Genomic DNA, 18,880 nt, shown 5'->3' on the forward strand with positions numbered 1-18,880 from the left:
GCTCTTGGAAGACCGGCGGTTGGAGACGCATCCGGATCTGATGGATCCGGACTGGCGCGAGCACGCGGAAGTGGACGCCTGGCTCGGCGCGAAGAAAGACCTCAAGAAGCGGCGGAAGCAGGCGTCGCGCCGCGGTTTCCGGGTGTCCGGCGGTCCCGTCCTCGTCCTGGCGCTGATCGCGCTCGTGGTCGCGGCGGTCGTCGTGCACCGGGTACAGGGACGCGGCGTCAACGACGTCCCCGGCTTCGGGCAGCCACCGAAGGCCGCGCCGGTGTCCGGCGGTGTCGACCTGAACCGGCCTTACGACCGCACCCCCGCCGCGTACTGGCGCGAAGGCATCGCGGGGATCGTCGTGCCGCCGGGGAATGCCGTCGGCGGCTTCACCGCCGAGGAGGTCGACGCGGCGTACCGGACCGTGACGGAGGCCATCGCTGCGGCCAGGCTGGGTTCCCGGGCACTGCAGAACGCGGACGGCTCGGAACTGCTCCGCCTGCTCACCCCGAACGAACGCGTCCGGCTCGAACCGGTGCTCACCAGCCGGCTCAAGGTCGAAAAAGGCAAGTACCTGACTCTCATCGGCCCGCACCGCCTGCTCCAGGTGAGCCCGCGCATGACCGGCTTCCTGACATCGAAAGCCGGCGAAAAGGGCGAACTGGTCGTTCACGCGAGTTACACGACCGCGTACGCCTTCGACGCGCATCCGGGCGAGGCCCGGTCGCCGTCGGACATCGTCCCGTTCGTCCGCGACGAACAGGACTACGTGATCCGCAAGGCGCCGCCGTTCGCCGAGGCCGACGCCGGGCTCAGCTTCGGCGAAGGAGCGGGCTACCACTCGCGCATGGCGTGTGACGCGCTCAAGGCCGGCATCCTCGCGCCCCAGTACTCTGACAAGAGCAAACCCGTCGACGGAGCGCTCGCGGTCGACGAAGTGGACACCTACGACCCGACGAAACCCCTGCCGTCGACAGGCAACTGCGGTTAGCCGGCCGAAACCCTGGGGAAGAGGACAGAGATGGACGAAGAGGACCGGCGGATCGAGACCCACCCGGACCTGGTCGACCCGAACTGGCAGAAGCACGCCGAACTGGATGCCTGGCTCGGCGCGAAGAAGGAGCTCAAGAAGAAGCGCCGCAGGCAGCGCAGGGCGGCGGCCTCCGGTGGCGGCTACCACGCGCCGGGGTCGAGCCGCTGGCCCGGCGTCGCCGCGATCGTCGCCCTGATCGTGCTGGTCGTGGCCGCGGTGACGGTGAACGCGGTGCAGGAACGCGGCGTCAACGAGACGCCCTGGTTCCCGCTCGACGAAAAGCAGATCGCCCGGATCGTCACCGACGCCTGACCCCCTCGGTCGCGCGCCGGAGCGGCAAGGCGCACGATGGGGTCATGACCCGCGAAGCACCCGCGAACGACGTTGACGAGACACAGCTCGAAGTCGGGAAACCGAAGAGCTGGGCGGCCGGGATCCCCGGGGTCGCCGTCTCCCTGATGCGCGGCATGGAACAGATGGGCGCCGCGCGCACGGTGAAGACGCTGCGCCTGCTGAACCAGCGCGACGGCTTCGACTGCCCCGGGTGCGCCTGGCCGGAGCCGCGCGAGGTCGACGGTGAGCACCGCAAGCTCGCGGAGTTCTGCGAGAACGGCGCGAAGGCCGTCGCCGAGGAGGCGACGAAGCGTCGCGTCGGCCGCGAGTTCTTCGCCGCGCACTCCATCCACGAGCTGGCGGACAAGACGGACTACTGGCTCGGCCAGCAGGGCCGCATCACCGAGCCGTTCGTGCTGCGCGAAGGGGCTTCGCACTACGAGCCGATCTCCTGGGACGACGCGTTCACGCTGGTCGCGGACGAACTGCGGGCACTGAGTGACCCGAACGAGGCGATCTTCTACACCTCCGGCCGCACCAGCAACGAGGCCGCGTTCCTCTACCAGCTGCTCGTGCGCTCCTTCGGCACCAACAACCTTCCCGACTGCTCCAACATGTGCCACGAGTCCTCCGGCGCTGCGCTCGCGGCCACGACCGGCATCGGCAAGGGGTCGGTGTCGCTCGCCGACATCCACAAGGCGGATCTGATCGTGGTGGTCGGCCAGAACCCGGGCACCAACCACCCGCGGATGCTGTCCGCGCTGGAGGAGGCCAAGGGCAACGGCGCGAAGATCATGGCGGTCAACCCGCTGCCCGAAGCCGGTCTGATGCGGTTCAAGAACCCGCAGAACGTCCGCGGTGTGGTCGGCAAGGGCACCCCGCTGGCCGACGAGTTCGCGCAGATCCGGCTCGGCGGCGACCTCGCGCTGTTCCAGGCGATCGGTCATCTGCTGCTGAAATGGGAGCAGGAGACTCCCGGCACGATCGTCGACCGCGCGTTCGTCGAGTCGTCCACCGAGGGGTTCGAGGACTACGCGAAGCATCTGCGCGAGATCGACTGGACCGAGGTCGGCGCCGCGACCGGCCTGCCGCGAGAGCAGATCGAGCGGCTCGCGCGGATGATCGCGACGTCGAAGCGGACCATCTACTGCTGGGCGATGGGCCTGACCCAGCACAAGCACGCCGTGCAGACGATCTCCGAGATCGCGAACCTGGCGCTGGTGCGCGGCATGATCGGCGAACCGGGCGCGGGCCTGTGCCCGGTGCGCGGGCATTCCAACGTCCAGGGCGACCGGACGATGGGCATCTGGGAGAAGATGCCGGAGTCCTTTATGGACAGTCTCGACGCCGAGTTCGGCATCAAGGTCCCGCGCGACCACGGGCACGACACCGTCGCCGCGATCCGCGCGATGCGGGACGGCGAGGGCAAGGTCTTCTTCGCCGTCGGCGGCAACTTCGCTTCCGCCACCCCGGACACGGAGCTGACCGAGAAGGCGCTCAAGTCCTGTTCGCTGACCGCGCACGTGTCGACGAAGCTCAACCGCTCCCACGTCGTCCCCGGCAAGACCGCGCTGATCCTGCCCACCCTCGGCCGCACGGAACGCGACGTCCAGGCGGGCGGCGAGCAGTTCGTCACCGTCGAGGACTCGATGTCGCAGGTGCACACCTCGCGCGGCAGGCTGGCGCCTGCCAGTGAGCACCTGCTGTCCGAGGTCGCCATCATCTGCCATCTCGCGGAGGCCCTGCTCGGCGCCGGGCACGCCGTGCCGTGGCGGGACTTCCACGCCGACTACGACCTCATCCGCGACCGGATCGCCCGCGTCGTCCCTGGCTGCCACGACTACAACGCCCGGGTGCGCGAGCCGGACGGGTTCGTCCTGCCGCACGCGCCGCGTGATTCGCGGCAGTTCAACGGGACCGCCAACGGCAAGGCGAACTTCACCGTCTCCGAGCTCGAGTATCCCGAGGTGCCCGAAGGCAGGCTGCTGCTGCAGACGATGCGCAGCCACGACCAGTACAACACCACCATCTACGGTCTTTCCGACCGTTACCGCGGGATCGAGGACGCGCGGCGCGTGGTGCTGGTGAACCCCGAGGACCTGGTTTCGCTCGGGCTCACCGACGGCGCGATGGTCGACCTGGTCTCGGAATGGCGGGACGGCGACCGCCGGGCCCCGCGGTTCCGCGTGGTCTCCTATCCGACGGCGAAGGGCTGCGCTGCGGCGTATTTCCCCGAGGCGAACGCGTTGGTGCCGCTGGATTCGGTGGCCGACAAGTCGAACACGCCGGTGTCGAAGGCGATCGTGGTGCGGTTGGAGCCGGTGACCGCACCTTAGGCCGCCCGGTCGGCGGTGTCGGGCGGGACGGGCCGGGTCCACCGTGAAGTGACCGACCCACTTCGCGGAAAGGCCTTGCCATGTCACGAAGATCGGCTCTGCGTTGCTTCGCCGCCCTGGCCTCGCTCCTGCTCGTCGCGGTACTGCCCGGCGCGGCCACCGCCGCTCCGGGCGCACCGCCGCCGCTGCCCTTCGTCTCCCAGCTCGACCTGTCCTGTTACCGGACCGAGGGCTACAAACCGCCGCCGGTGGAGCTCACCCTCACGCACCTCAACCCCGTCCTCGCGAAATTGCCGTCGGAGACGGTCAAGCTGGGCGAACGCCAGCAGCTTTGCGTACCGGTCGCGAAGAACGGCGCGATCCCGCCGCCGGGAATCCTCGACTACGTCCGCTGGGTGGATCTGTCCTGCTACCGGATCGAAGGCCGCGCGGCCGACTTCCCGCTGACGCTGAGCCAGCTGAACCCCGTCGTACAGAAGCTCGGCATCCAGGACGCACACGTCACGATGTTGTCGCCGGAGCAGTTGTGCGTCCCCGTCGCGAAGAACGGGACGCTGCCGCCGCCGGAGATCCTGTCGTTCGTGCGGCACATCGACCTCGAGTGCTACGCCCTGCGCGTCCTCGGTATCCCCACCATCCCGTTCCCGCTGACTCTGGGCCATCTCAACCCGGTACTGGCCGGCCGGCCGAAGACGGACGTCAAGGTCGGCAACGCGCGGCAGTTGTGCGTCCCGGTGGCCAAACGCGGTGACGAGATCCCGCCGGAGGTGCTCGGCACCGTCCAGTGGCTGGATCTGGCGAAGGCGGACGTCGGCACCGCGCCCAGCGTCGTCGGGCCGGTCACGCTGAAACTGACCCACCTGAACCCGGTGCTGGCGCGGCTTCCCAGTGAGGAGGTCGTCATCACCGAGCCGACCCAGCTCGGCCTTCCGGTGGCCAAGAACGGCAAGGTCCCGCCGGGCTGAGCATCAGTCGATGCAGCCCGCGGTGTCCGGGGTGATCGGCTGATCGCCCTGGGCGGGCGCTCCCCCGCCCGCGGACACGCCCGGTCCTTTGTAGACCTGACCGAGAACGACCTCGACCTGGCCCGCGGCGACCGAATCTGCTTTCTGGACGTCCAGTCCGCCGAGCAGCTTCGCGATCTCCGCCGCGGGTCCGGCCGCGTCGCTGTACCGGACGACCGACGTCCGCCGCCCGGCCTCGGCCTTCGTGTCGCCCTTGCCGTAACCCTTCTCCGCCAAGAGATCCGAGACGCGGGCGGCGAGACCGTCCTTGCCGCTCGCGTTGACGACGTCGACCTTGGGGCCGGCCGGAGCCTGCGGGGTCGCGGGCTGCGCGCCGATCAGCGAAGCGGCGAAGGCGCGCACCTGGACGGGATCCACCTGCACGGCGGTCCAGGTCGGATGCCGGGGGTCGTAGCGGTAGTCGGGGTTGACCACCGGGATCGTCTCGAACGCGATACCGCCGCCGGACACCCCGCGCATCTGCCGGACGAAGTCGAGCAGGTCCCACGAACCGTCGAGCACCACCGAACGCTTCACCGCGTCGATCAGGTCGGACACGCGCGCCGGGTTGGCGAGGGTCCCGCCGGACAGCACCTTCTGCGCCAGCCCCGCGAGGAACACCTGCTGACGGCGGACGCGGTCGAGGTCGCTGCGGGGCAGGTTCTTGCGCTGGCGGACGAAGGCGAGCGCGTCGGCCCCCTGGATCGTCTGCCGCCCGGCCGGGAAGTCCGCGCCCGAATCGCGGTCCTTGGTGGCCTTGTTCAGGCAGACCTCGACCCCGCCGACGGCCTTGCTGATCTCGTAGAAGCTCAGCAGGTTGACCTCGGCGAAGTGATCGATCTTGACGCCGCTGAGCTCCTCGACCGCCTTCAGGGTCGCCTTCCGCGCGGCGGTGATCGCCTGCTTGTTGATCTCGGCCTTGTCGGTCTTGCCCGCCGCGCGCTGCTCGTTCGCCGAGGCGAACTTGGTCCGGCCGAAGATCTCGTTGATCTTGCTCTTGTCCTTCGAGCCCGGCTGCGCGACCCATGAGTCCCGCGGGATCGAGAACGCCTTCACGGCCTGCTGCCCGTTGGGGATGCGGAGCACGATGAGCGTGTCGGTCAGGTCGTCGCCGTTCGCCCCGGCACGCAGCTCGCGCAGAATCTCCGGCGGAAGCGGCCGGTCCTGGTTGTCGGTCCGCGCGTCGCGGCCGACCAGGAGGATGTCCAGCGAGCCGTCGGCGGGCTGCTCTCCCGGGTCCGGCGCCTCGATCACGTCTTCACGCGTGACGCCTTCGAGCGACTCCAGCGTCGTGTATCCGTACGCGGTCCCGCCGAACACCGCCACCGCCAGCGCGGCGACCAGGACCTTCCCCAGCTTGTGCACGTTCCATAGACGCGCGGAAAGCCTTCAACGCTGCATTCGTGATCCAGTTCACATCCGCAGATACGAGGCGCCGTTCAGGTCGAGGATCGCGCCGGATGCCCACGCGGCGTCGGCGGAAGCGAGGTAGAGCACCGCGGCCGCGACCTCCTCCGGCGTGCCGACCCGGCCGAACGGGCTCTCGCCGCGCGCGCCTTCGACCTTCGCCGCGACCCGGTCCGTGGCGGTGAAGCCGGGTGCGACGGTGGTCACGGCGATCCCGTGCGGGCCAAGGGCGACCGAGAGCGATTGCCCGAGCGAGTGCACCGCGGCCTTGCTCGCGCCGTACGCGGGGAACTCGGGCTCGCCCTTGAAGGCGCCCCGCGAGCCGATGTTGACCACGCGGCCGGGCGCGCCGCGCTCGATCATGTGCCGGGCCACGCAGTAGGTCACGTTCGCGGTGCCGAGCACGTTGACGTCGAGCATCCGCCGCCAGGCCCGCTGCCAGTCCTCATAGGACACTTCGGCGACGGGATGGGCCGACGACGCGGACGGCGCGAAGGCGGCGTTGTTCACCAGGACGTCGACCCCGCCCACCAGCGCCTCGGCCTCGTCGGCGACCCGCCGCGCCACCTCGGGATCCGAGAGGTCGCCCTGGACCAGGCCGTGCCCGGAACCGGGCAGTTCGCCGAGGGTCCGCTCGGCGTCCTCCCGCTTCGAGGCGTAGTGGACGGCGACACGGTCGCCCTTTTCCGCGAAGGCGCGGGCGATCGCACGGCCGATGCCGCGCGACGCCCCGGTGACCAGAACTCCCACGAGCCGACCTTACTCAGCCGCCGAAAAGCTGGACCACCTTGCGGAACAGTTCGTAGACACCGTAGGCGAACGGGAGCGCGACCCACAGCCACGCGAAGACCATCAGCCCGGTGCGGCGGCGTTCGGGAGCCTGTTCGGTCATCGGGCCTCACTCCTCGCGGGCTCACCGGACGGCGCCGGCTCGTGGTACTTCGGATTGACGGGACGCACCAGTTCGTTGGCGACGAAGCCGACCACCAGCAGGCCGATCATGATGATCAGCGACGTCGAGTAGAGGTCGGGGCCGACCTTGCCCGCCGCCTTCTGGCTGTCGGCGATGGCGTTGACGATGAGCGGCCCGAGCACACCGGCCATCGACCACGCGGTCAGCAGCCTGCCGTGGATAGCGCCCACCTGGTAGGTGCCGAAGAGGTCCTTCAAATACGCCGGCACGGTCGCGAAACCGCCGCCGTAGAACGACAGGATCAGCATGGCGCACAGGACGAACACGAGCTTCGAGGCGTTGGTGGTCAGCGCGATCACCAGGTACAGCAGGGCGCCGACGCCGAGGTACAGCCGGTAGATGTTCTTGCGCCCCACCAGGTCCGAAGTGGACGACCAGACGAACCGGCCGAGCATGTTGGTCAGCGAGAGCAACGCGACGAACCCGGCCGCGGCGGCGGTGCCGACCGGGGTCGAGGTCTCGCGGAAGAAGTCCGCGATCATCGGCGACGCCTTCTCCAGGATGCCGATGCCCGCGGTCACGTTGAAGCACAGGACCACCCAGAGCAGCCAGAACTGCGGCGTCCTGATGGCGTTGCGCGCCGACACGTTCGCGGTGGTGATCATCGCGTTGCCGTGGTCGGTCTTGGGTTCCCAGCCCGCCGGCTTCCAGCCGTCGGCGGGAACGCGGACCAGCAGGATGCCGAGGGTCATGAAGACCGCGTAGACCAGGCCGTGCACGAGGAAGGCCGTCGCGACGGTCCCGATGGACCACGGTGCCGCGCCCAGCATCTGCGAGGACCACGGGGAGGCGATCAGCGCACCGCCGCCGAAGCCCATGATGGCGATCCCGGTGGCCATCCCCGGCCGGTCCGGGAACCATTTGATCAGCGTCGACACCGGCGAGATGTAGCCGATCCCGAGCCCGATGCCGCCGATCCCGCCCCAGCCGAGGACGACAAGCCAGTACTGCGACGTCGCCACGCCGAGCGCGGACAGCAGGAAACCCGAGCTGAAACAGACCATCGAGACGAACATCGCCCAGCGCGGCCCGTTGCGTTCGACCAGCGTCCCGCCGAACGCCGCCGACAGCCCGAGCATCACGATGCCGAGCTGGAACGGCAGCGCGCTCTCCGTGCCGCTGAGCCCGAGGGTCTTCTCCAGCGGCGGTTTGAAGACGCTCCACGCGTACGCCTGCCCGATCGACAGGTGGACGGCGAGCGCGGCGGGCGGCACCAGCCAGCGGCTCCAGCCCGGCGATGCGACGATGCGGGAACGGTCCAGGAAGCCGACAGCCATCCGGCGCCTCCGTACTCTGAGGATGTGCACTGGGAATGTATTACTTAATTCCCGACGTTGCAGTATCCGAGTGTCGAATTACCGGTCAGAAGGGTGGACAAGTGGGCAGGGTGACAGTGCGGCGTCCGGTGCGGAAGATCTCCGCGACCAAGGACGTGCGGCGGCCCGACGTGCTCGCGGCCGAAGAACCGCTGGAGATCCGTGTCGGCGGCAAGGCACTCGCGGTCACCATGCGGACACCCGGCAACGACGTCGAGCTGGCGCACGGGTTCCTGCTGTCGGAGGGTGTGCTCACCTCGCGTGAGGACGTCGCGGTCGCGCGGTACTGCGACGGCGTCGACGACCAGGGCCGCAACACCTACAACGTCCTCGACATCGCGCTGGCCGAAGGGGTGGCCCCGCCGGAGACCGGTGTCGAGCGGAACTTCTACACCACGTCCTCGTGCGGCGTCTGCGGGAAGGCCGCGCTCGACGCGGTGAAGCTGAAAAGCCGGTTTTCGCCGGAGAAGTCCGAGTTCGCGGTGAGCACCGACGTGCTTTCGAAGCTGCCGGACACGCTTCGCGCGCACCAGAAGGTGTTCTCCAGCACGGGCGGGCTGCACGCGGCCGCCCTGTTCGACGGTGACGGGAACCTCGCCGTCGTCCGCGAGGACGTCGGCAGGCACAACGCCGTCGACAAGGTGCTCGGCTGGGCGCTACAAGAGGGCAGGATCCCCGCGGCGGACGTCGGGCTGCTGGTGTCCGGCCGCGCCTCGTTCGAGCTGGTGCAGAAGGCCGCCATGGCCGGGATCGGCCTGCTGGCGGCGGTCTCCGCGCCGTCGTCGCTGGCCGCGGAACTGGCCGACGAGAACGGCATGACCCTCATCGGTTTCCTGCGCGGCGACAGCATGAACCTCTACAGCGGGGAACAGCGGGTGCTCGGCCTCGGGGGCTGAAGGACGCTTTGGGACCAGCCGTGTGTTCGTACGGACGACACGCGTGATCGGACGGACGACTCGCGGCCGTGGTCGTGTCATCCAAACGAGACCCGGCCCACTCGGTGCCGGGGTTTCGTGTCCTGCTGAGTGCTGGGCTTGGCCGAGGAGTTGCGAAAGCCACTTTCGCAACGTTGAAGGTTGCGAAAGTGGCTTTCGCAACGTCGGCCGTGGCCCGGTCCGGCGCCGCGCCGGCGACCGTGTCGCGAAAGCCACTTTCGCGACGTCTGATGTCCCGAAAGTGGCTTTCGCGACACCACCTCCACAACCTGGCTAGAACCGTCGTCGCCACTCACGAGAGCCCTCTACTCGGCGGCCACCCAGTTGCCGTGGAAGCCGTTCGGCACCCGGTCCGGCAGGTGCACGGCCCCGACGGTCTCCAGCGTCCCCGCGTCCAAAATGGTCAGATCGCTCTTCTGCGTCGCGGCGTCGTAGACGAAGCCCATCAGCACACCTTCGTCCTCCCCCGCGTCCACAGAGGACGGCACGAAGACGAATTCCCCCACCTGGCTGCCCGCGCCGAATTCCCGCGAAGAGACCGAACGGTTCCACAGGTCGTGTTTGAGCAGTGACCCCGAGGACGCCGAGCCGTCCTTTGTGGACACCGAGTAGCCGAAGCGGTGCCGCCGCCCCACCAGACGCTCGTCGACGCGCGGGAACTCCTGCCCCTGGTCGTCGAGGCGTTCCTCGACGACCTTGCCGGCACTCAGGTCGATCGTCCAGCGGTCCAGGGCCGGCGGTCCCTCGGCGGGCCCGAGCAGTTCGGTGTCGAACATCTTCGGGTGCCGGACGACGTCCAGCACGATGTCGTCGCCGTCGTCGTAGGCGTTCATCGGGTGGAAGACGTAGCACGGCTCGATCTCGAACCAGCGGACGTCGCCGTTGCCGCCGTCGCGCGGCATGACCCCGATCCGCGCCGGGTACTTCGGGTTCCAGCGGTACGGCAGGCCCGCGTTGCCCGAGATCCGCTGACGCAGCTTCGCCCCGAAGGGATCCGGCACCTTCACCTTGCCCACCAGCGCGGACATCACGAGCCGCGCGGGCGTGCGCAGGACCGACGGGACGGAGGCCGCGACGGCCTGGTCGCTGTCGAAGGCGACCGGGAGGTCGTAGAACACGACGTGCTTCTCGGTCAGGGAGAAGTCGTGCATCATCGGCGAACCGGCGACCTCGACGTCGACCGTGCGGCGCGCCCGGCCATTGACGTCGATCACCGAGTACTGGACCTTGTTGCCCGAGCCGAAGAAGTACGACACGGCGTGCAGCTCGCCGGTCTCCGGATCGCGCTTCGGGTGGGCGGTGTAGCCGCCGGGAAGGGTGCCGTCGAAGTCGCAGGCGCCGAGGGTGTCGAGTTCGTCGGTCAGCTCGAAGCTGGTGGCGCCGCCCTCGATCAGCGCGAGCGTTTTGCCCGCGTGGCCGATCACGTTCGTGTTGGCACCCAGGCCGGCGGCCACCCCGCCTTCCCAGCGTTCGCCCAGCTCCGCGGACAGCCGCGGGTTGCGCACCCAGCGGTTGCGGTACCACTCGGCGCGGCCGTCCCGCAGCCGGACGCCGTGCACCATGCCGTCGCCCATGAACCAGTGGTAGGTCGCCGGGTCCACTTCGGACAGCGGGTTCGGCCCGTTCCGGAGGTAGCGGCCGTCCAGGTACTCCGGGATGTGCCCGGTGACGCTCAGTTCGGTGATCGTGTGCTCACGGCTGACCGGGGCGAAGTTGCCCTCGAGGAACTTGTTGCCCATCACTGGCCCCCTACCGGCGGAATAACGATGTTATGCATTCATTTATAACAGGGTTATGGGATACTGGCAAGCATGGCATCGAAACCCTCCGCCGCCGAGGTCAAGGCCAAGCTGATCGAGGCGGCGATCCGGCTGCTCTCGGACGGCGGCCCGGAGGCGCTCCAGGCCCGCAAGCTGGCGGCCGAGATCGGTGCGTCGACCATGGCCGTGTACACCCACTTCGGCGGGATGGGCGCCTTGGTGAACGAGGTCGCGCGCGAAGGCTTCCGGCGGCTGTCGGCGAATCTGGGCGAAGTCGAGGAGACCGACGACCCGGTCGCCGACATCCTCGCCCTGGCGCTGGCCTACCGGCGGACCGTGGTGGACAACCCGCAGCTCTACGCGGTGACCTTCGGCCAGAGCCAGCCCAGTGGGCAGAAGGCGGCGCTGGGCGACATGACCAAGGAGGAGACCCGCCAGAACGCCAGCGAAGAGGGCATCGAGGCCTTCGGCTATCTCGTCCGCGCCGCGAAACGGGTGATCGACGCAGGACGGTTCCGCCCCACCCCCGAATTCGAGGTCGCCGCCCAGCTCTGGAGCGCCGTGCACGGCTACATCACGCTGGAGGTCGCCGGGCATTTCGGCGACGGCGAGAATGGTGTGGACCACATCCTGATTCCCCTGGCCACCGCGATCGGCGTGGGTCTCGGCGACACTTACGAGGCGGCGACGCGGTCCGCGCGGGTCTCGATCGAGGCGTGGCGCGCGAAAGAGGGAAACATCGGCACCTGATCCGGCGATACCCCGGTCACAGGTCGGTGAATCGTGCAACCTTCGAGCGGAAACGCGCGTCTGACCTGGTGGAAACCCTCGGCCGGAAAGAAACCGCGGGGGAATGGGGAGCGGGAACGGGGATCGGTGAACGAGGACGACCAGGGGCACACGACGCTGCCGGGGGTGGACGGCGCCCGCCGGTGGCTGAGCCGTCGGTCCGTGCTGATCGCGGGCGCCTCCGGTCTCGGAGTCGCCGGGCTCGCCGCCGGAACGGCCACCGGAGCCCTGCCGTTCAGCGAAGCGCTCCAGCGGGCGCTCGGTGTCGCGTCGCCGACGCCTGCCACGCAGCTGGGCAGCCCCCGCGTCGAACGCGTCTACTCCGAAGCCCGCGGCCGCGAGGTCGATCTCGTGCTCATGCTGCCGACCAAGGCCCCGCCCAAGGGCCTGCCGATGTCGCTGATGCTGCACGGCCTCCACGGCACCGCGCGCCACGCGGCCCCCACCGGGCTGCTCAAGCAGCTCGGCAGCGAGGTCGCCCGCAAGGCGGTGCCGCCGTTCGGGTTCGTCGCCGTCGACGGCGGTGACCACTACTGGCACGAGAACCAGCCCGGGGACAACCCGATGGCGATGCTGCTCGAAGAGGTCCCCCGCTGGCTGGCCGCCCGCGGCCTCGGCGGCCGGGACGGGCAGCCGTTCGCCGCCACGGGGCTTTCGATGGGCGGCTTCGGCGCGCTGCTGTACACCCGGCGCCGTCTGGAACGCCGTCGTCCGCCCGCCGCGGTCGCGGCGCTCGCGCCCGCGCTGATCACGTCGTGGGCCGAGATGAGCAAACGGCGCGCGTTCCGCGACGCCGCCGACTGGGGTTCGCTGGATCCGTTGCGCCACATCCATGTCACCAAGAGCGTGCCGACCGGTATCTGGTGCGGGACCGAAGACCCGTTCATCGGCGGCGTGCGGAAGTTCATCTCCGAAGCGCGGCCAACGGTCGCGCACACCGCGCGCGGCAAGCACGGCGACACGTTCAACCGCACGGTCGTGCCGAGCCTGATCGCGTTCCTCGGCAAGCACGTCCCGAAGCACGCCTGAGCTCAGACGCGGAAGTAGATCCTGGTCACGGTCGAACCCGGTCTGAGGTACTGCCGGACCAGATCGGCGACCTGGTTCACCAGTACCAGGCCGCGTCCGCCCAGCTGTCCCGGCGATGCGGGACGGCGGCCCGCCAGCGGATCACTCAAGGTGCCTTCGTCGACGACCTCGCAGAGCACGTGGCCCTCTTCGCGCCAGACCCGCACGACACCGTGCCCGGAACCGTGCAGCACGCTGTTGGCGGACAGTTCCGCCACGGCGAGCACGAGATCCTCCACCCGTTCCCTGGCGAGCCCGCTCTCTTCGGCCCGGACCTGCGCGAACCGGCGCACGGCGGCGAGCGTGCCGAGGTCGAAGCGGAACGCGTCGGCCGACCGCGGTTCGGGCAGCGGCAGGTTGTACTTCTCGACGACCGCGTCGGGCGCGTAGCCCGGGCTCGGGCGATCCCCGTCGGCGCCGGAAAGGGTGGGGTGGGTCCGCTCCGCGTCGGCGAGGACGTCGTCTTCGAGCCGGGTGCGGTCGTACGGGCACAGGATGCTGAGGTCGCGGTCGCCGAAGGCGAAGTTGATCAGTGCCTCGTGCTGCGCGCACGCCGGGTACTCGACGGCCGAACGGCCCGCCCAGATCGGCTCGCCGATGATCCGGACCGGCCCCGGCCGGTTGTCCGCGAACGCGAGCAGTACACCGGGGAGGATGCGGCCCGGATTCCGGCCGGCTTCGCTCATGTCGATGAGCTCGACCTCGGCGGCGGACTCCCCCAACGCCGCTTCGATCAGGGCCAGATTCCGGCCCGGCACGGCCACCGCCACGGGCTCGTCGTGCTTCAACCCCTCCAGGATGTACGGAATCGTACCGTCCAGGTACTCGGTGTCACCGGAGTAGAGCAGGCCCACGTGGGAGAAGGACCCAGCGGTGACTGTCACGGACTCGTCTTACCCCGTCCAGGGGATTCTGAAACCCTGCTAACGGAGGGAAATCCGGAAAAGTGTGCGGGGCGATCAGCCGAGCCAGCGTCCCGCCATCGAGATCAACCAGAATCCGGCGAGCGTCGCACCGGTGAACAACCCGGTCCAGCCGACGAGCGACTGGTTCGCCTCCGCGCTCCGCGCCCCCTTGATCCGGATGAGCGCGTACGCCGAAACGGCGAAGAACGGCAGCGGGATCAGCGGCAGTGGCGACAGGCGGACGACCCCGGCCACCAGGCAGGTGCCCACCAGCACGCCCAGCGCGATCGTCAGCGCGCGCGGGATCCACGGATGCCCGCGGTAGGCCCCGACGACGATGCGTTCGGTGAGCTCGACGAGTCCCCTGACCTCGCGTGGACTCGCGGCTGCCAGCTCGGGAGCCTCGTTCTCGTCCTTCGTGGGAGTCAGCGGCACCTTCTCATCCTATCCCGGTCCGGTCACCGGCCGGACCGGGCCGGAGAAACCGATGCCCCGGCCGGAGGGATCCGGCCGGGGCATCGATGGCAGAAGTGCGTTCGCTAGGCGGACTTCTCGCCGCGTTCGCTGCTGCGACGGCGTGACGGCTGACGTGCCACGATCGTCGGGTTCACGTTCTCGCGGACGGTCTGCTCGGTGATGACGACCTTCGCGACGTCGTCGCGGCTGGGGATGTCGTACATGACCGGCTGCAGGACCTCTTCCATGATCGCGCGCAGGCCGCGGGCGCCGGTGCCGCGGAGCACGGCCTGGTCGGCGATGGCCTCGAGCGCGGTCTTGGTGAACTCCAGCTCGACGTTGTCCATCTCGAAGAGCTTCTTGTACTGCTTCACCAGCGCGTTGCGCGGCGTGGTCAGGATGCTGACCAGCGACTCCTTGTCGAGGTGGGTCACCGTCGCGACGACCGGGAGACGGCCGATGAACTCCGGGATCAGCCCGAACTTGATCAGGTCCTCCGGCATGGTGTCGGAGAAGATGTCGCTCTCGTCGATCTCGGCCTTGGTGCGGATCTCCGCGCCGAAACCGAGGCCGCGCTTGCCGACCCGCTCGTTGATGATCTTCTCCAGCCCGGCGAACGCGCCGGCCACGATGAACAGCACGTTCGTCGTGTCGATCTGGATGAACTCCTGGTGCGGGTGCTTGCGGCCGCCCTGCGGCGGCACCGACGCGGTGGTGCCCTCGAGGATCTTCAGCAGCGCCTGCTGCACGCCTTCGCCGGACACGTCGCGGGTGATCGACGGGTTCTCCGACTTCCGGGCGATCTTGTCGACCTCGTCGATGTAGATGATGCCCGTCTCGGCGCGCTTGACGTCGTAGTCCGCCGCCTGGATCAGCTTGAGCAGGATGTTCTCGACGTCCTCGCCCACGTACCCGGCTTCGGTGAGCGCCGTGGCGTCCGCGATCGCGAACGGGACGTTCAGCATCTTCGCCAGGGTCTGGGCCAGGTAGGTCTTGCCGCAGCCCGTCGGCCCGAGCATCAGGATGTTGGACTTCGCCAGCTCGACGGTCTCGTCCTTGGAATCCTTCGGCCCGGCCTTGTCGTCGGACTGCACACGCTTGTAGTGGTTGTACACCGCCACGGCCAGCGATCGCTTCGCGTCGTCCTGGCCGATGATGTACTGCTCGAGGAACTCGTGGATCTCGGCGGGTTTGGGCAGCTCGTCGAGCTTGACCTCACCGGCCTCGGCCAGTTCCTCTTCGATGATCTCGTTGCAGAGATCGATGCACTCATCGCAGATGTAGACCCCGGGGCCGGCAATGAGCTTCTTCACCTGCTTCTGGCTCTTGCCGCAGAAAGAACATTTCAGCAGGTCGCCGCCGTCACCGATCCGTGCCATGGCCGTTGACCTCGTCCCCTCCGGCGCGATACGCGCCTGACTGTCTTACCGCCCCGGTCACGGATGACCGCTCGGAGCCTCACACACTGCCACTGACGGTACCCGCCCGATGCCGTCGGCGGGAGAACCAACGTCACATCTGAGCACGCCAGAAGCTGACCATAGACCAGGGATCCGGTGCGTGTCGTCTCCCGACACGCACCGGTCCCCTCCCACGATCAGCTGCTCGAAGCCTTGCGGTACTCGAGCACCTCGTCGACGATCCCGTACGCCTTGGCCTCGTCGGCCGTCAGGATCTTGTCGCGCTCGATGTCCTTCTTGACCTCGTCGGCGTCCTTGTTCGTGTGCTTCGCCAGGATGACCTCCATCTGGCGCCGCACCCGCTGGATCTCGTTGGCCTGGATCTCCAGGTCCGAGACCTGCCCGTAGGTGCCCTCGGTGGCGGGCTGGTGGATCAGCACGCGCGAGTTCGGCAGGGTGAACCGCTTGCCGGGGGTGCCCGCGGCCAGCAGCACCGCGGCGGCCGAAGCGGCCTGGCCGATGCACATCGTGACGATGTCGGGGCGGACGTACTGCATCGTGTCGTAGATCGCCATCAGCGCGGTGAAGGAACCACCGGGCGAGTTGATCAGGATCATGATGTCGCGGTCCGGGTCCTCGTGCTCGAGGTGCAGCAGCTGGACCATGACGTCGTTCGCCGACGCGTCGTCGATCTGCACGCCGAGCATGATCTGACGCTCTTCGTACAGCTTGTTGTACGGGTTCGATTCCTTGATGCCGTAGCTCGTGCGCTCGACGTACGAGGGCAGGACGTACCGCGATTGCGGCAGCTGGAGCCGCGACTGCATCCCGGGCGCCTGCGACCCGTTCGGAAGCTGGAAGTTGCTCATTGGATTCTCCTGTGTGCGAGGCGCGGATCAGCTGTTGGGAAGCGGGTTCTCACGAGTGAGGACCTGGTCCACGAAGCCGTAGTCCTTCGCCTCCTGCGCGGTGAACCAGCGGTCGCGGTCGCCGTCCTTGACGATCTGCTCGACCGTCTGGCCGGTCTGCTCGGCGGTGATCCGGGCCAGCTCCTGCTTCCACTTGCCGAACACCTCGGCCTGGATGGCGATGTCGGAGGCCGTGCCGCCGACACCCGCCGAGGGCTGGTGCATGAGGATGCGCGCGTGCTGCAGCGCGTACCGCTTGCCGGGCGTGCCGGACGAGAGCAGGAACTGCCCCATCGACGCGGCGAGGCCCATCGCGTAGGTCGCGACGTCCGGGCGGATCAGCTGCATGGTGTCGTAGATCGCGAAACCCGCGGTGACCGAGCCACCGGGCGAGTTGATGTAGAAGCGGATGTCCGACTCGGAGTCGTCTGCGTCGAGCAGCAACAACTGGGCGGTGATCCGGTTGGCGACCTCGTCGTTGACCTCGGAGCCGAGGACGACGATGCGCTCCTGGAGCAACCGCTCGAAGACCGAGTCGGTGAGGTTGAGCCCTGCGGTACCGGTCCGCGCCTGGGGCGTGTGCTGCGTCACGTCATGCCTGCCTTTTCGCCGACGGCGGCGGGTGGAACGTTCGCCGCCGCGTATGTCCAGATGCTTGAGGATCTTGCAACCGACCCTAACGAACTTGGGCGGTGCAGAATGCCTGACACCGCCCAAGTTCGCTTACAGCTTTACGGTCCGTTTCGAGCGGACCGGATATTCCCTACTCGGCCGCAGTCTTCGCGGGTTCCTCGGTGACCTGCGTCTCCTCGGCTGCGGGGCCGAAGAGCTCTTCGAGGTCGACCGTGGCGCCGGAGGCGTCGGTCACGGTGGTCTTGCGGACCACCGAGGCCAGCGCCTTGCCGCGACGGACGTCGGCGTAGATCGCGGTCAGCTGACCGGACTGCTGCGCCCGCTGGACGTACTCGTCCGGGCTGACGCCGAAGCGCTGCGCCTGGTAGATGATGCGCTCGGTGAGCTCGCCGTCGTTGACCGACGTCTGCTCGGCGTCGGCGATGCTGTCCAGCAGCAGCTGCGTGCGGACCGCCTTCTCCGACTCCTCGCGGACCTCGGTGTCGAACTCCTCGATCGTGCGGCCTTCGGCCTCGAGCGCCTTCGCGAACTGCGCCTCGTCGTGGTCGAAGGGGTGGATCGCGTCGTGCTTGCGGTTCTCGATCTCGGCCTCGAGGACCTTCTCCGGGATCGCGACCTCGGTGCGCTCGAGCAGTTCCTCGAGGACCTTGTCGCGGGCCTGGACGCCCTGCTGCATCTTCTTGACGCGGCCGAGGCGCTCGCGAAGGTCGGCCTTCAGCTCGTCGATCGTGTCGAACTCGCTCGCCATCTGGGCGAACTCGTCGTCCGCCTCGGGCAGCTCGCGCTGCTTGATGGTCTGCACGGTGACGGTGACGTCGGCGTCCTTGCCGGTGTGCTCGCCGGCGACCAGCTTCGTGGTGAAGGTCTTGGTCTCGCCGGCGTTCGCGCCGATGATCGCCTCGTCGATGCCGTCGACGAGCTGGCCGGAGCCGATCTCGTAGGACAGGCCGGTGGTCGAGGCCTCCTCGACCTCCTGGCCGTCGACGGTGGCCGCGAGGTCGATCGAGACGAAGTCGCCGTTCTCGGCCGGGCGGTCGACACCGGTGAGCGTGCCGAACCGGGCGCGCAGCTCGTCGAGCTGCTCGTCGACCTCGGCGTCGGTCAGTTCGACGTCGTCGACGCTGACCGAGAAGCCCTCGAGGTCGGGCAGCGAGATCTCCGGGCGGATGTCGACTTCGGCGGTGAACTCGAGGACCTCACGGTCCTCCAGCTTGGTCACCTCGAACTCGGGCTGGCCCAGCGTGCGGACCTCGCCCGCGCGCACGGCCTCCATGTACTTGGCCGGAATGACCTCGTTGACGACCTCGTCGAGCACCGGGGCTCGCCCGATCCGGCTTTCCAGCACGCGAGCCGGCGCCTTGCCCGGGCGGAAGCCGGGAATGCGCACCTGCTGGGCGATCTTGCGGTAGGCGCGGTCGAAGTTCGGCTTGAGCTCGTCGAACGGCACCTCGACATTGATCTTGACTCGCGTCGGGCTGAGCTGCTCGACGGTGCTCTTCAACGTATTCTCCTCGAGCGGTAAACGATGTGTTTGAGCATCCGCATGTCGTCGACGGCGGATGTGCCCTGGTCACCTTGCAGACCGGGCCGTCCGAGTCTAGGCCGTGTCGCTCACCGGTCCGGTCCCGGGGCC

Annotated in this window: 18 protein-coding genes; 7 read left to right on the top strand and 11 right to left on the bottom strand. The window is 68.6% G+C overall.

What is annotated here, in order from left to right; all coding sequences use genetic code 11:
- The first annotated feature begins 4 nt into the window (after window positions 1–4).
- The 4 genes from NQK81_RS12605 (at window position 5) to NQK81_RS12620 (ending at window position 4,658) form a co-directional block, all read left to right on the top strand.
- A complete protein-coding gene (locus tag NQK81_RS12605; protein ID WP_257488313.1) occupies window positions 5–982 on the top strand; it encodes a hypothetical protein in 978 nt (325 codons plus the stop codon).
- A 30-nt stretch (window positions 983–1,012) separates the two neighbouring features.
- Window positions 1,013–1,336: a hypothetical protein gene (locus NQK81_RS12610; protein ID WP_257488314.1), complete on the top strand. Its 324-nt coding sequence runs from the start codon at window positions 1,013–1,015 to the stop codon at window positions 1,334–1,336.
- A 44-nt stretch (window positions 1,337–1,380) separates the two neighbouring features.
- Window positions 1,381–3,693: an FdhF/YdeP family oxidoreductase gene (locus tag NQK81_RS12615; RefSeq protein WP_257488315.1), complete on the top strand. Its 2,313-nt coding sequence runs from the start codon at window positions 1,381–1,383 to the stop codon at window positions 3,691–3,693.
- An 80-nt stretch (window positions 3,694–3,773) separates the two neighbouring features.
- On the top strand, window positions 3,774–4,658 hold the full coding sequence (locus tag NQK81_RS12620; protein WP_257488316.1) for a hypothetical protein: 885 nt from the start codon (window positions 3,774–3,776) through the stop codon (window positions 4,656–4,658).
- Between the two features lie 3 nt (window positions 4,659–4,661).
- On the opposite strand, the gene NQK81_RS12625 is transcribed toward NQK81_RS12620, so the two are convergent.
- From NQK81_RS12625 to NQK81_RS12640, 4 genes are read right to left on the bottom strand one after another with little or no spacing between them, the layout of a single operon-like run.
- Window positions 4,662–6,062 carry an LCP family protein gene (locus tag NQK81_RS12625; protein WP_257488317.1) on the bottom strand — a complete coding sequence of 467 codons (1,401 nt, stop codon included), beginning with the start codon at window positions 6,060–6,062 and terminating at the stop codon, window positions 4,662–4,664.
- Window positions 6,063–6,110: 48 nt separating this feature from the next.
- On the bottom strand, window positions 6,111–6,854 hold the full coding sequence (locus tag NQK81_RS12630) for an SDR family NAD(P)-dependent oxidoreductase (protein WP_257488318.1): 744 nt from the start codon (window positions 6,852–6,854) through the stop codon (window positions 6,111–6,113).
- Between the two features lie 13 nt (window positions 6,855–6,867).
- Window positions 6,868–6,996: an MFS transporter small subunit gene (locus NQK81_RS12635; protein ID WP_255355414.1), complete on the bottom strand. Its 129-nt coding sequence runs from the start codon at window positions 6,994–6,996 to the stop codon at window positions 6,868–6,870.
- Complete coding sequence (locus NQK81_RS12640; protein WP_257488319.1) at window positions 6,993–8,354, bottom strand: L-lactate MFS transporter; 1,362 nt, start codon at window positions 8,352–8,354, stop codon at window positions 6,993–6,995. The genes NQK81_RS12635 and NQK81_RS12640 overlap by 4 nt, the downstream gene beginning before the upstream one ends.
- 101 nt (window positions 8,355–8,455) lie before the next feature.
- Between NQK81_RS12640 and fdhD the strand changes: the two genes are divergently transcribed.
- Window positions 8,456–9,289: a formate dehydrogenase accessory sulfurtransferase FdhD gene (gene fdhD / locus NQK81_RS12645; protein ID WP_257488320.1), complete on the top strand. Its 834-nt coding sequence runs from the start codon at window positions 8,456–8,458 to the stop codon at window positions 9,287–9,289.
- Between the two features lie 344 nt (window positions 9,290–9,633).
- On the opposite strand, the gene NQK81_RS12650 is transcribed toward fdhD, so the two are convergent.
- Complete coding sequence (locus NQK81_RS12650) at window positions 9,634–11,067, bottom strand: carotenoid oxygenase family protein (RefSeq protein ID WP_257488321.1); 1,434 nt, start codon at window positions 11,065–11,067, stop codon at window positions 9,634–9,636.
- Window positions 11,068–11,139: 72 nt separating this feature from the next.
- On the opposite strand from NQK81_RS12650, the gene NQK81_RS12655 reads away from it, so the two are divergent.
- Window positions 11,140–11,838: a TetR/AcrR family transcriptional regulator gene (locus NQK81_RS12655; protein WP_257488322.1), complete on the top strand. Its 699-nt coding sequence runs from the start codon at window positions 11,140–11,142 to the stop codon at window positions 11,836–11,838.
- Window positions 11,839–11,964: 126 nt separating this feature from the next.
- Entirely contained in the window at window positions 11,965–12,906 is a 942-nt protein-coding gene (locus NQK81_RS12660; protein ID WP_126729764.1) for an alpha/beta hydrolase-fold protein, read from the top strand.
- A gap of 2 nt (window positions 12,907–12,908) precedes the next feature.
- Here NQK81_RS12660 and NQK81_RS12665 read toward each other — a convergent pair whose 3' ends face one another.
- From NQK81_RS12665 to tig, 6 genes are all read right to left on the bottom strand, one after another.
- Window positions 12,909–13,829 (bottom strand): anti-sigma factor RsbA family regulatory protein, encoded by a 921-nt coding sequence (locus NQK81_RS12665; protein WP_257488323.1) that lies wholly within the window; start codon window positions 13,827–13,829, stop codon window positions 12,909–12,911.
- Window positions 13,830–13,904: 75 nt separating this feature from the next.
- Window positions 13,905–14,285, bottom strand: a complete 381-nt coding sequence (locus tag NQK81_RS12670; protein WP_257488324.1) for a hypothetical protein — start codon at window positions 14,283–14,285, stop codon at window positions 13,905–13,907.
- A gap of 104 nt (window positions 14,286–14,389) precedes the next feature.
- A complete protein-coding gene (gene clpX / locus NQK81_RS12675; RefSeq protein ID WP_257488325.1) occupies window positions 14,390–15,685 on the bottom strand; it encodes an ATP-dependent Clp protease ATP-binding subunit ClpX in 1,296 nt (431 codons plus the stop codon).
- A gap of 218 nt (window positions 15,686–15,903) precedes the next feature.
- Window positions 15,904–16,575, bottom strand: a complete 672-nt coding sequence (locus tag NQK81_RS12680; protein ID WP_005158392.1) for an ATP-dependent Clp protease proteolytic subunit — start codon at window positions 16,573–16,575, stop codon at window positions 15,904–15,906.
- Window positions 16,576–16,602: 27 nt separating this feature from the next.
- Entirely contained in the window at window positions 16,603–17,205 is a 603-nt protein-coding gene (locus NQK81_RS12685) for a ClpP family protease (protein WP_016332353.1), read from the bottom strand.
- 172 nt (window positions 17,206–17,377) lie between these two features.
- The gene (gene tig / locus NQK81_RS12690) at window positions 17,378–18,748 is read right to left on the bottom strand and encodes a trigger factor (protein ID WP_125676316.1); all 1,371 of its coding nucleotides are present in this window, start codon (window positions 18,746–18,748) and stop codon (window positions 17,378–17,380) included.
- Window positions 18,749–18,880: the final 132 nt, after the last annotated feature.

The organism is Amycolatopsis roodepoortensis (genome assembly GCF_024628825.1).
In the GTDB taxonomy this organism is placed as follows: domain Bacteria; phylum Actinomycetota; class Actinomycetes; order Mycobacteriales; family Pseudonocardiaceae; genus Amycolatopsis; species Amycolatopsis roodepoortensis.

Excerpts from the sequence above, each read along its gene's own strand:
- NQK81_RS12610 (WP_257488314.1), top strand. The coding sequence starts at position 1,013 with ATGGACGAAGAGGACCGGCGGATCGAGACCCACCCGGACCTGGTCGAC.
- NQK81_RS12615 (WP_257488315.1), top strand. The coding sequence starts at position 1,381 with ATGACCCGCGAAGCACCCGCGAACGACGTTGACGAGACACAGCTCGAA.
- NQK81_RS12620 (WP_257488316.1), top strand. The coding sequence starts at position 3,774 with ATGTCACGAAGATCGGCTCTGCGTTGCTTCGCCGCCCTGGCCTCGCTC.
- NQK81_RS12635 (WP_255355414.1), bottom strand. The coding sequence starts at position 6,996 with ATGACCGAACAGGCTCCCGAACGCCGCCGCACCGGGCTGATGGTCTTC.
- NQK81_RS12640 (WP_257488319.1), bottom strand. The coding sequence starts at position 8,354 with ATGGCTGTCGGCTTCCTGGACCGTTCCCGCATCGTCGCATCGCCGGGC.
- NQK81_RS12650 (WP_257488321.1), bottom strand. The coding sequence starts at position 11,067 with ATGGGCAACAAGTTCCTCGAGGGCAACTTCGCCCCGGTCAGCCGTGAG.
- NQK81_RS12655 (WP_257488322.1), top strand. The coding sequence starts at position 11,140 with ATGGCATCGAAACCCTCCGCCGCCGAGGTCAAGGCCAAGCTGATCGAG.
- clpX (WP_257488325.1), bottom strand. The coding sequence starts at position 15,685 with ATGGCACGGATCGGTGACGGCGGCGACCTGCTGAAATGTTCTTTCTGC.
- NQK81_RS12680 (WP_005158392.1), bottom strand. The coding sequence starts at position 16,575 with ATGAGCAACTTCCAGCTTCCGAACGGGTCGCAGGCGCCCGGGATGCAG.